The organism is Mucispirillum schaedleri ASF457 (assembly GCF_000487995.2).
Taxonomy (GTDB): Bacteria; Chrysiogenota; Deferribacteres; order Deferribacterales; family Mucispirillaceae; genus Mucispirillum; species Mucispirillum schaedleri.
This window is the reverse complement of the sequence record NZ_CP097562.1, coordinates 687396-699605: the sequence shown is the minus strand read 5'-3', so window position 1 is coordinate 699605 and position 12210 is coordinate 687396. Positions and strand designations below refer to the sequence as shown.

The following is a 12210-nucleotide window of genomic DNA, read 5'->3' as shown; positions in this document are numbered from 1 at the left end:
TTATCTATTTCAATATAAAATATTTAAAAAAATAAATTTTTTACTTGTATTTATTTTATAAGCAATTTATTATATTAAGCTATTACAGGATAAGATAAATGGAGGAATATTATGTCTTTTAAAAAACTTTTATTAATAACAGCTTTATCTGTATTTGCAGTATTATCTCTTGCAGGCTGTAAAAAAGCGGGTAATAATAATGCTTCATCAGATGCTGATGTGTTAATAATAGGCGGTCAAAATCCTGAAACAGGACCTATTGCTGATTACGGCTCTAAAACTGTTTTAGGAGCACAAATTGCTTTTGAAGAAATTAATGCTGATGGCGGTGTAAATGGCAAAAAGATTAAATTTGCTCATTACGACAGCCGTGGTGAAAAAACTGATGCTGTAAACTTAACAAGGCGTCTTTTAAAAGAAAATTCTTGTGCTATTATTGGAGAAATTACATCAGGCAGTTTTCTTGCAATGAGAGAGCTTGCAAGTGACGGTGGCACAGTTGCAATTTCTACTGGTGCAACAGCAGAGCATGTTACAGAAAGAAGAACTGGAGATGGTTATGAGCATATTCCGTTTGCTTTTCGTAACACATTGCAAGATTCTGACGGTGCATTGAGTTTGACAAAATATTTAGTGCATAATAAAGGTTTTAAAAAAATTGCCCTTATTACATCTACTAATAATGAATATTCTGTCGGTCTTTCAAACTTTTTTAGAGATGCAGTTAAAAATGCAGGTGGCACAGTTGTAATTGAACAGTCAATTAATGACGGTGATACTGATGTTTCTGCACAAATCACTTCTATCAAAAACAGTGATGTGGATGCAGTAATATTTACAGGATATTATCAGGAAGCTGCACGACTTCTTTTAGCTAAGCAGACTCAAGGTTTAAAAGCTCCGCTTGTTGGTGGAGATGGTTTCCAGTCACCAGATTTGTGGAATATTGCAGGAGATGCAGCAGTTGGTGCTATGTTTTTTACTGCTTTTTTTGCTGAAATAGACAGCCCTAATATCCAGTCTTTTAAAGCTAAAATGCTTGCAAAAGGCAAAGAAGCAGATACATTTTCTGCACAAGGTTATGATGCTGCATACTTGCTTGTTGAAGCAATGAAAGCTGCTAATGTTACAGACTGTTCAGATGCTTCTCAAAGAGATGCAATAAGAGCAAAACTTATGGAAATAAAAGATTTTGAAGGCATCACTGGTAAAATGTCTATTGATGCAACAGGCAGTGCTGTAAAAGAGCCATTTCTTTTAGAAGTGGTTAAAAAAGCAGACGGCTCATTTGGCACTCAAAACTTAAATTAATTAATTATAAATATTTATACTGTAAAGCCTCCGCTCTATCGGAGGCTTTTTCACTATAAGTTTATACTAAAATAAATAAAAATTTGTTATTTAAATAATGTATAAAAATATTATATTTTTATTGCATAGATATAAAAAACTTGATAATCTAAAAAGTAGTAGTATTTATATCATTAATCAGGGGTTATGACTTATGGCAATGATAGCAGATGAAGTATTAAAGGCTGAGAAGTGTAAAGAACTGGAAACTAAATATGGAAATGTTAGAAAAGGTTTAAGAATGTCTCTTGTTGCATTTTTAAAAGACAACCCTAACTATGAAAAGCTGATAGATGGTTTTACTGGTATTGACCCAGCTGATAAAAAAACAGAATCAAAGCGTAATTTTCTTGATGATTTAGGTGACATATCCAAACTTATGGATGATGCTTTTAATAAACTAGGGGATGCTGAAGAAGGTGCACTTGCTCATAAACTCACAACTGTTTCTGCTATATATATGGAACGCATAGGTCAAACCTGTTTAGAATCTAAAACAAACTATTTTCCTATGCATAAAGAAAAGTTTGCAATGTATGTTTCTGAAGACCAGGAAGCAAAATCCATTGTTCCTAGAACTACATTAAAAACTATTAAAAACTATCTTGATAAATGGTTTTTCTTAATGCAGCAGTATTCTGTAAATGCAAAAGCTAAAATTATTTATATAAAACTTAATGATTTTAGAGATAAACTGCATCATTTTGAATATATAATGGGTAAATCTATTAATAAACTGCAAAGAGAGTATGTTAAAGAAATTATTCCATTTATGAAAGATACAAAACTGGCACTTCTGCGTATGCGTAAGTTTTTTGAAGCAATTGATGCATCTGCTTTTGGCAAAATGATAAAAGCCTTAGCAGATGTTGCTATGGAAAACGGCACAAGGGTATATGTCAAATATAATGCTGTGCTTACAGTTGTTACTGGAAATGTTAGAAAAGGCAGTGTTATACCTGTGCAGACGATTGTTGATAAGTATGATAATGTAATGTTTCCTATCAGACAGACTGTTGCAGAGCTTGATACAAAACTTGGTGGAAACCGTCCAAAAGACCCTGCAAAAGCTTTTTGGGATATTGCTTCTCAAATTACATCATTTAGGGACGGTATGCATTCTGTTATTGATGAATTTTCAAAAGGTATCAGCCCATCAGATGAAGAATTTAAATTTTTCACTCATACTGCACAGGCAGTGCTTATACCTTATATGAACCAAACAAAAGGGGAAGTAAATGATTCATTTATTAACGGTGTTAAAAATTTAGATACTTTTTTCTGGAAAATTATGACAAAAGCTATTGAGAATGCACAAGAAAATGGTGAGAAAATGGATGAAATTGTGGGTCTTGCTGTTAGAGTTACACAAAAAGAACTTGATAAATTTTTGTCAGAAAATAAAGAATTAGCAGGTGAAAATCTGGCAGAAGAAGTAGAAAATGATTTAGAGAGCTCTGAAAAATAAAATTTTTTCTAATTTTATGAAAGAATTGATAAAATATTGATAGTGTTTTAAAAAGTTCAGATTATACAGAGATTTAAAGGAACAGTATATAAAAACCATATAATTTAAATATATTATACACTGCTGTAATATAATAATCTAGATTTTTCGCCTTTAAAAAATCAGGCTCAAAATGACTGCAATGTGGAAACTCTAGGTGAACTTACCCGAAAAAGTTGTACTAGCCATATAAGGAGTGTATATGGCAAGAAAATACAGCTATGAGTTTAAGAAATATCTAGTAACAGTCATAGAAAATGGAATAATGAGTGCCAGTGAATTATCAAGATGCTGTAAAATTCATAAAGGAGTAATATGTAATATCTATAACAGATATAAGCATTCAGGCGAATCAAGTTTACATCATAGCTTTACCCGCAATGAATATAGTAGAGATTTTAAATTAAATGTGTTAACTTATAAGGCATCAAATAATTTAAGTTATGAGCAGACAGCACTATATTTTAATATACCATCAGCATCAGTAATATATGACTGGAATAAGTTTTGCAGTAAGTTTATTGGAGATAATATGTCAGATAAGAATATCCCGAACAGTAAAAAGAGTAAACACTCAAACTCTACTGATATTAAACTCACTAAATCAGATGATAGTGAAGAAGTAAGACAATTAAAAGAGAGAATATCAGAGCTTGAAAAAGAGCTTTATTACAAGTCAGCGGAGAATGCATATTTAAAAAAGCTGGAAGCCTTAATGCAGTCAAAGGAACAGAGAGTTCAACAGAAAAAGCACAAATAATAACTGCATTAAGGCTGTATTACAGTTTGGATATCCTGTTGTCTGTGAGTAATATGAAAAGAAGCACTTACTATTATAATGTTAAAAAGCCTGCTGCATTAGATAAATATGCAGAAGTCAAGACATCTATATTAGAAATATATGAAAAATCTAACAAGACTTATGGTTATCCAAGAATATCAAAGGTATTAGAGAAACTGGGTTATACTTATGACAGGAAGACAGTGTATAAATTGATGAAAGAACTAAAAATTTCATCACTAATCAGGGTTAAGAAAAGGTATAAACAAGGCAGAGTAAGTCATATATGCAGCAATAAATTAAACAGAGCCTTTACAAGTGAGAGACCATGTTTAAAATGGGTAACAGATGTGGCAGAGATAAAAATTAATAATGAAAAGGTGTATTTATCAGCAATAATGGATTTGTATAACAGAGAAATAACAGCATACAGTGTAAGCAAATATAATAATGAAGAAATGGTAATAGATAATTTAAAACAGGCAATAGATAAAACAAAAGATACAACAGGGTTAATGATACATTCAGACCAGGGTATATTATATCAGGCTAATCAATTTAGAAAGTTATTAAAGGAAAATAATATAGAGCAGAGTATGTCAAGGCGTGGCAACTGCTATGATAATGCTGTTATGGAAAGTTTCTTTGCTACTTTAAAATGTGAATTGGTTTATATTAACAAATTCAAAAATATAGAACAGTTTAAATATGAACTTGAAAAATATATTGATTTCTATAATAATTACAGAATAAAAGCTAATGGACTTACACCTTTACAGGAAAAAGAAATTTATTTAGTGGCTTAGTTCAAAATTTTTGGGTAAGTTCAAGGTCATATTGAGCTTGAAATATAGCGAAGTATCTAAAACCAAGATATTTTAAAAATATTATACACTGCTGTAATATAATAATCTAGATTTTTCGCCTATAAAATCAGGCTCAAAATGACTTATAATGTGAAAGCTATATGTCTTACTGAGTCAAAGGCGAAGTATTAAATACATTACAATTCTTTTGAATAATAAAAAAAGGGTTATTCATAAGAATAACCCCAAAGGCTTAAAAAACCAATAAGTTTGTATATTTAAATTAGATTGCTAATTCTGATTCCCATAAGCCATGGATATTGCAGTAGCTTACAGCATGGAGAACGCCAGAAGCAGTAAGTTTGCATTTAAATAATGCAACAGGTTCAGTATGAAGTGCACCTTGATTTGCACCTTTTGCAGATTCGCCATGAGCTAAAAACTCTGCTCTGCCAATATGCTGAATAGCTGCTTCGCCTTTATAATATAAATCAATATAAGCAATAAAATGCTCAGTAGTATTTGGGTGTGCAATTTCAGCACCAACAGATACTTCAATAACTGCAGTATCGCCATCACGGCTTACTACTTTTATAACTGGTACATGTTTTTCTGCTTTAAAATCAGCTGTTTTTATAGAGTTAGATATAGACATATTTGCCTCCTGTTTTATGTTTTATCTTTAAAATATACTTATTTTATCTTATTTATGCAAGTATTTTATATTAAAATTATCTGTTTTTTGTGTAGATATTTTTAATTTGTTCGCATTTTTCCATATCTTTTAGGAATATGGCAGCAGTATTATTTCTAAGTTTCTCTTTAAATTTATCAAGATATTTTATATACTGGTTTTCCTGCTCACTTTTAATGACTGATTCCATATAAAGATATGATGATTTTGTTACAAGGTATGTGCATTTTACATATTCTATATGACTTTGATATTCTGCATTGTCGCTTTTTTTCTGATATTCATCAATAATTTCTAATGATTTATCCAGCTCTTTTTTAATATAGCCTATAAACCGCACCATTCTTTTATATGAAAGGGCTTTTGTAATTTCTTTTTCATCTTCCATAATATTTTTAGTTATTAAAAACAGCTTATCTTCTAACTGATATTTGTATTTTTCAATATTATTCTCTGTTTCTGTATATTCTGCTTTTATATCAGTGCTTTTGCTTTCATGCTGCAAAAAAGATGCTGTATTATTTTTAGCAGCACATGATGATAAAACAATAAAACAGGCAGAAACAGATAAATATTTCATATTATTTCTTTTCAATCATATTTTTAATTTCGTCTAAAACTCTTGCTTCTTCTTTTAGAAGATTATCTATTTTTTCTCCAGATACTGCCACATCATTTGCAAGGATTTCTATAAATGTTTTCATAGACTTATCCTGCAGGTTTTTAAAATTAGTAAGCATACCTTTTGAAAAATTACATACACTGTCAATATATTCCATTTTTATACTTATATATTTTTTGCCAATATCTGATTTTATATTTTTTGATTTTTCTGTAACAGTATTTTTAGTATCAGCCTGCACTTTTTCTATATCATTTATCGCTTTATCTACATCAAATTCTGCACCCTGTTCAAGAGCATCTTTTAATTTATATACAGGCTCTGAAGATTTATTTGCAAAATGCTCCTGCAATGGAACAATATCATGTATGATTATATAATAATCCTGCTCAATTGTGTTTAATTTTTTACTGCATGCAGCTGCAAGTAATAATATTAAAAATAAAAATAATACTTTTTTCATTAACAAGCTCCATTTATTTTTCATAAATTTTTTCTATAATTTCTTCTAAAAGTTTATCCTGTTGTTTTTGCAGTGCTCTTATTTTTCTGTTATATTTAAGCTGTGTAGATTTTGCATCATTATTACCATGCTCACCTAATGTTTTAAACTGTTCAATAGTAACTTTTACATATTCAGCTTGTATTTCTATAAGTTTAACCGTGATTTTATGATAATTTTTCATTTCCTTTGATGATATATATATATTTACTTCTTTTGCAAGTTGCAGAAGCCTTAAAAGTTCGTCATTAATCTGCTTGTTATCCAGCTCAAATTGTGTAAAATCATTCGTTCTTTTATATTTTGCAATAGTAGAAGTCATCTGTGTATTAATCAGCTTAATTTTAATATTTAATTCTTCTTCAATTGCAGAGTATCTGCTTATATCTTTCTGCAGCATAATTTTATCAGTTTTTGCACAGGCAGAAATGGTAAATATCAGCAGTAAAGTTAATAGTGTTATACTATTTTTCTTTATCAGCATAATAATCAACACTTGATAAGAAGTTTATATAATCTATTTCCTGCTGGCTCATATCCTGATGAGTTGTATGCAGCATGCCAGTAAACATTTCATAGCTTACACTTTTTTCTTTTTTATAAATATCTGCAATATTATAAATCATTTGATTTTGCAGGCTCATATATTTTTGCAGGGCAGCAAAAGCAGATTTATAATCATCAGTTACAAATTGATTAATTGCTGCATCTATTTTTTCAGATAATTCTGCGTCACCTTTTTTAATAGATTTTAATTTTTCTTCTATATCAGCAGTTTTGTTATCAAATATAATATCAAGCAGTTCATCTGTCTCATGGTTTAATGTATCAAAAGTATTTACAATATCATATCTTATTTGATTTATATAATATTTGGTGTCTTGTTGTAATTCTTTAGAAGATGTAATATATCTTTTAAATTCTAAATATGCTTCATCATAATTAGTATTTTGCTGAGAGTTTTCAGTGTTAGCAGCAGTTTCTTCTTTTGGTGTTAAAATAACAGCGACAGCAATACAAATAACTGTAATTAATAAAATTATGATACCAACAGTTGCTTTCTTCATATCAACCTCACATAGTTTAAGTATTACTATATAAAGAATATGGCTTGAATAATAAATATTCAAGCCATAATATTAACTGGTTACATTTATTTTGCAGTATTTCCAGCAGGGGCAGGGTGAATAACTTCCATTAAAACTTTTAATGCTTCTGCATTTTCTTTATTAAGTCTGTCAAATTCTCCTGCATATTTATTTGTTAAAATTTCTTTATCTTTTTCATCTACTTTGCCTTTTTTTGTAAACACATCTGCAACATCTTTTAGGAAATTATTGCGGAGTTTAATGTAGGCAAGGGTTACATTATGATATTTTTTAACTTCTGGAGTTTTAATTTTTGGAGCTTGAGCATTCATGTGCTTTTCAATAGTCTGCACTTGGTTATCAACAATTTTTATGATGGTTTTAATATCTTTTTTGCTTTTGCCTTCAATGATATTATCAATTTCTACCATTTCCTGCTCTATTTTAGAAAGAGCATCTACGATTTTTGGGTTTATGTCGCTGTTATATAAATTAAGGTCTTGTGTTATTTCTTCTTTTGATGAGGCAGCAAAACATAATCCTGCTGTAATAAATACTAAAAGTAAATACATTAAAATTTTTTTCATTATTTTCTCCTTATTCTATTCACATTGTTCAGGTCGTATTATATCCATTAATACTTCTGATATTTCTAAATCTTCTTTATTAAGTTTATCAAATTGTGGAGTATATTTTTTTATTAAAGTCTCTTTATCAATGTCGCTGATTTTTCCTTTTTTAATAAAAACATCTGCTGTATCTTTTACAAAGTTATTAAAAAGCTGAAAATATCTAAACTTTACATCGTAATACTGTTTTACTTCTGTTGTTTTGATTTTCATTATTTGTGCTTTTATTTGTTTCTCAACAACTTTCATTTGACTTTCAACTGTTTTGATATTTGCTTTTATATCTTTATTGTTTTTACTTTCTGATGCACTATCTATTTTTATCATTATTTTCTCAATTTTTGTAAGTGCATCTTCAATTTTTTGTTCTATTTCTCTGTAAACAATATATTCTGCAACAATATCATCATACTTTGCTGATGCTGCAGAACAAATTCCTGATACTGAAAATAAAAATATAAAAAGTATTAAAAATCGTTTCATTATTTTACCTAAATTTTTATTACATCACTCAAAAACAGCTTTAAAAAAATCATTTCGTATAATTTCTGCCTGTTTTTTTACAGCTGTTTCTTCGTCTTTATATTTTTTTTCAATTTCTTTTATTTCTTTTTTTGTAATTGACCCTTTTTTATAATAATATCCTGCAGTTTCTTTTATTACTTTTTCATAAAAAGAAAGCTCATATACAGGATATGTAAGAGCTTGTTTCATATTTTCTGTTTTTAGTGTTTTACTGCTGTCTTTTATATAGTTATCAAGCTGCTGAATTTTACTGCGAATAATATTAAGCTTTTCATTAACTGATTTTTGATTATTTTCAAGCATCAGTTTTTTTATATTATATATTTCTGTATATACTTCTTTTTTTACAGTTATTATCTGCTCATCCATTTCTTTAGTATATATGCCATAATCATCAAACAAATCTTTCTTATTATCTGCATAAGCAGTTCCAAAAGACAGCATTATAAAAAGTAAAAAATATATATACTTTTTCATATTTTCTCCCTGCAAAGACTCTATTCCTGCATTCCACCTGCAAGAGCAAGCACAAGCATAGTGGTTTTAATAAACTGTTTTCCTACTGTCTGTTCTTTATCATCATATTTATTTAAAATCATTCTATATTCTTCTTTGCTTAACTGGTTGTAAAGGCAGTCCATAATTTCTTCGCCTAGTTTTTCATCTATTTTTTCATATTTTGTAACAATGCCTTTATACTCTTGAAAAGTAAGTGCTTCATTTTCTGAAAATCGTTTAATAATTTCATATCCTTTTGCTATTTTAAAACGGTTTTGTTTGTCTAAAAGGTTAATAAAAACACGCATTTTATATGTTTTAAGCCCTGCAAAGTTTGCTTTTAAAATAGTCAAGTTATGCTCAAGATTTTTTAAAGTATTACGCATTTTAAAAACATCGTTTCTTGTAAGCTGATATTTTGTAATATCAAGCATTTTAACAACTTTATCTATCTGGTCATTAATATCTTCAAAGCGGGCTTCAAGCCCAGAGCTTAAAAGGTCTATATCATCAGCAAAGTTTTTAATTTCACCTGTTGCATTTTTAGCACCAGCTTCTGCTATTATTTTAGATAGATTAAATTCCTGTTCGTTCATTTTTATCACATATTTTTATATTTTTCTAATGAGCGTTGCAGTCTTTTTGCTTCTTTTTCATATTTTGAAACTACACTTCTATATTCTCTTTCTGTAATAGCTCCATTATTTTCATATATTTCAAGTAATTCTGTTGCAACATTGATTGTTAAAATTTGTATAGAAGCAGTGTCCTGCAGCACTGTCTGTAAAGTTGTATTATTGATTTCATCTAATGCTTGAGTTCTAATTTTATTAATAGTTTCTATACTTGTAGATAATGTTTCTTTCATAGCTGGAAGCTGTTTGTATATATAAAGCCTTGTATTTGGTTTAAGAATATCTGTAATATTTTTTATTTTACCACCAGTTTCTAAAATAGTCCGCATTGATTCTTGAAAGAACTCTTTTTCTCCAGCATAAGCATAAGAAAAAGTGAAAATCAAAAGAAAAGCTAACAATGATATTTTTTTCATAAGTAATACTCTCATATATTAATTAATAGTTATTTTAACAGCAGCATAAAATTTTTACAACACAAATATATATAAAAATCATTGTTTCTTTATATTTTCTAAATATTCTGTCCATTCAACAGGCAGTTTATGTTTTTTAACATTGTTGCACTCTTTACAGGCAGGAACAATATTATTTTTAGTTGATTTACCGCCTCTTATTAATGGCACTACATGGTCCATTGTTAAGTCTTTTGGATTAAAATTTTTACCACAGTAATAGCATTCTCCATGAGATATTTTTTCATGCCACCAGTTAGTTTTTCTTAATTTTCTAGCCTTTGCTTTTTCTTTTGCTATTTCGTTTTCAGTTGCCTGAGGTATAAAAAAATCCTGCATAGATGTTCCACCATTAAATTATGAAAAAAGTTTTCTTTTTTACTTAAAAGTTATAGAAAATAGAAACTCTTAAAAAGAGATTTCTAGATATGATACTGGTTATAACAGAATATATGAGTTATCGTCAATAGTTATATGTATATGTGGACTTACCCAAAAATTTTGAACTAAGCCATATAATAAGTATAGCAGGAGATTTTAAAATTCATAAGTTTATACTGAGCTTGATTTTTAAGCGAAGTGTCTAAATTTATCCTTTATTTTCAAATTAAGTCCAACTATGCATTTCTGTTTCCTCCCTATTTGGTCGGGAAATGCTTCCATGTCTTACTGAAATGTGAAAGCTGCACTGCCATCCTGAGTCTTATAAGGCGAAGTATCTAAGTAAATCTGCAGCTTTAATTTATTATACACTGCCATAAAAAAAATATGATAAACTTAAAATAATATTATTGATTTTAATTTCTATATAGGTTATCTTTTATAGTCTATAATGCAAAAAAAGTTAATATAAAGTGGAGGAATATCACTATGGCAGGACATAGTAAATGGGCAAATATTAAGCATAGAAAAGAAGCACAGGATAATAAAAAAGGTAAAATTTTTACTAAAATAGCAAGAGAGTTGACTGTTGCTGCAAAAATTGGCGGTGGCGACCCTGCTTCTAACTCTCGTCTTCGCTTAGCTCTTGATAAAGCACGAGCATCAAATATGCCAAAAGATAATGTGGAAAGAGCTGTCAAAAAAGGCACAGGTGAGGGTAATGACCAGATATTTGAAGACATTACTTATGAAGGATACGCTCCCGGTGGTGTTGGTATTTTAGTAAAAACTCTTACAGATAACAGAAACAGAACTATTATGGAAGTGCGCACTGTTATTACAAAAAGGGGCGGCTCTATGGCAGAAGCCGGCTCAGTTGCATGGCAGTTTGAAAATAAAGGTATTATAGAAGTGCCAGTTACTGCATGCTCTGAAGATGATATTATGAACTATGTATTAGAAGCAGGTGCAGAAGATGTGGTAACAGACGGGGATATTTATTCTATCACCACAGAGCCTGCTGAATTTGAAAATGTAAAAAAACATTTAGAAGAAAACAATATTCAAATAGATTTTGCAGAGCTTTCTATGAAACCTAAAACTACAATAGATGTGGAAGGCGAAGCAGCTAAAAAATTAATTGCACTTGTTGAAGCATTAGAAGATTTAGATGATGTTCAGGAAGTATATGGCAATTATAAAATAGATGATTCTGTATTTGATGAGCTTTAATATAATATGATTTTTATGGGAATAGACCCGGGGCTTAATAAGACAGGTGTGGGCATTGTATATGCTGATATTGGAAAGGTGGAATATATTGCCCATCGTCTTATAAAAACAAAAGCCAGTGACCCGCTGCCATTTCGTCTTGGAGCATTAATCAGTGGTGTGGTAGAGCTTATTTTAGAATATAAGCCAGATATGGGTGCAGTAGAAGATATTTTCCATTCAGTTAATGCAAAAAGTGCATTGCTTTTAGGGCAGGCTCGCGGTGCTTTAATTGCTGCTATGATAGCACACGATATACCTGTTAAAGAGTTTACTGCATTGCAGATAAAAAAAGCTGTTACAGGCTATGGCAAGGCAGAAAAAGAGCAGGTAAAAAAACTTGTTGAATTGCAGTTAAATATTGTTGTAAAAGGCGGAATGCCGTTAGATGTTACAGATGCACTTGCATGTGCCTTATGTCTTGCATATAATGAAACGAGAAGCATTGTAATATAGTCTTATAAA

Annotated in this window: 17 protein-coding genes; 6 read left to right on the top strand and 11 right to left on the bottom strand. The window is 29.7% G+C overall.

The window, feature by feature from the left end:
* Positions 1-111 precede the first annotated feature (111 nt).
* The 4 genes from N508_RS03350 to N508_RS03335 all read left to right on the top strand — a co-directional run bounded on the left by N508_RS03350 (position 112) and on the right by N508_RS03335 (position 4444).
* Positions 112-1311 (top strand): ABC transporter substrate-binding protein, encoded by a 1200-nt coding sequence (locus N508_RS03350; protein ID WP_023274987.1) that lies wholly within the window; start codon positions 112-114, stop codon positions 1309-1311.
* Positions 1312-1504: 193 nt separating this feature from the next.
* Positions 1505-2818, top strand: coding sequence for a hypothetical protein (locus N508_RS03345; RefSeq protein ID WP_023274986.1), 1314 nt, complete (start codon positions 1505-1507; stop codon positions 2816-2818).
* Positions 2819-3059: 241 nt separating this feature from the next.
* The gene (locus tag N508_RS03340) at positions 3060-3617 is read left to right on the top strand and encodes a hypothetical protein (RefSeq protein ID WP_023274985.1); all 558 of its coding nucleotides are present in this window, start codon (positions 3060-3062) and stop codon (positions 3615-3617) included.
* Entirely contained in the window at positions 3548-4444 is an 897-nt protein-coding gene (locus N508_RS03335; protein ID WP_143815552.1) for an IS3 family transposase, read from the top strand. Before N508_RS03340 ends, N508_RS03335 begins: the two co-directional genes overlap by 70 nt.
* A 283-nt stretch (positions 4445-4727) precedes the next feature.
* Here N508_RS03335 and N508_RS03330 read toward each other — a convergent pair whose 3' ends face one another.
* The 11 genes from N508_RS03330 to N508_RS03280 form a co-directional block, all read right to left on the bottom strand.
* Positions 4728-5099, bottom strand: coding sequence for a class II SORL domain-containing protein (locus N508_RS03330; RefSeq protein WP_023274983.1), 372 nt, complete (start codon positions 5097-5099; stop codon positions 4728-4730).
* Between the two features lie 76 nt (positions 5100-5175).
* Complete coding sequence (locus tag N508_RS03325) at positions 5176-5718, bottom strand: hypothetical protein (protein ID WP_023274982.1); 543 nt, start codon at positions 5716-5718, stop codon at positions 5176-5178.
* A 1-nt stretch (position 5719) separates the two neighbouring features.
* Positions 5720-6223 (bottom strand): hypothetical protein, encoded by a 504-nt coding sequence (locus N508_RS03320; protein WP_023274981.1) that lies wholly within the window; start codon positions 6221-6223, stop codon positions 5720-5722.
* A gap of 13 nt (positions 6224-6236) precedes the next feature.
* Entirely contained in the window at positions 6237-6746 is a 510-nt protein-coding gene (locus N508_RS03315) for a hypothetical protein (RefSeq protein WP_023274980.1), read from the bottom strand.
* Positions 6727-7329, bottom strand: coding sequence for a hypothetical protein (locus N508_RS03310; protein WP_023274979.1), 603 nt, complete (start codon positions 7327-7329; stop codon positions 6727-6729). The genes N508_RS03315 and N508_RS03310 overlap by 20 nt, the downstream gene beginning before the upstream one ends.
* 86 nt (positions 7330-7415) lie before the next feature.
* Positions 7416-7937, bottom strand: coding sequence for a hypothetical protein (locus N508_RS03305; RefSeq protein ID WP_023274978.1), 522 nt, complete (start codon positions 7935-7937; stop codon positions 7416-7418).
* A gap of 15 nt (positions 7938-7952) precedes the next feature.
* Positions 7953-8462, bottom strand: a complete 510-nt coding sequence (locus N508_RS03300) for a hypothetical protein (protein WP_023274977.1) — start codon at positions 8460-8462, stop codon at positions 7953-7955.
* Positions 8463-8486: 24 nt separating this feature from the next.
* Positions 8487-8981: a hypothetical protein gene (locus N508_RS03295; RefSeq protein WP_023274976.1), complete on the bottom strand. Its 495-nt coding sequence runs from the start codon at positions 8979-8981 to the stop codon at positions 8487-8489.
* Positions 8982-9001: 20 nt separating this feature from the next.
* Complete coding sequence (locus tag N508_RS03290) at positions 9002-9598, bottom strand: hypothetical protein (RefSeq protein WP_023274975.1); 597 nt, start codon at positions 9596-9598, stop codon at positions 9002-9004.
* A 5-nt stretch (positions 9599-9603) separates the two neighbouring features.
* Positions 9604-10053, bottom strand: coding sequence for a hypothetical protein (locus tag N508_RS03285; RefSeq protein ID WP_023274974.1), 450 nt, complete (start codon positions 10051-10053; stop codon positions 9604-9606).
* Positions 10054-10131: 78 nt separating this feature from the next.
* On the bottom strand, positions 10132-10431 hold the full coding sequence (locus tag N508_RS03280; RefSeq protein WP_023274973.1) for an HNH endonuclease: 300 nt from the start codon (positions 10429-10431) through the stop codon (positions 10132-10134).
* A gap of 531 nt (positions 10432-10962) precedes the next feature.
* Here N508_RS03280 and N508_RS03275 point away from each other — a divergent pair.
* A complete protein-coding gene (locus tag N508_RS03275) occupies positions 10963-11706 on the top strand; it encodes a YebC/PmpR family DNA-binding transcriptional regulator (protein ID WP_023274972.1) in 744 nt (247 codons plus the stop codon).
* Between the two features lie 6 nt (positions 11707-11712).
* The gene (gene ruvC / locus N508_RS03270) at positions 11713-12201 is read left to right on the top strand and encodes a crossover junction endodeoxyribonuclease RuvC (RefSeq protein WP_023274971.1); all 489 of its coding nucleotides are present in this window, start codon (positions 11713-11715) and stop codon (positions 12199-12201) included.
* Positions 12202-12210 lie beyond the last annotated feature (9 nt).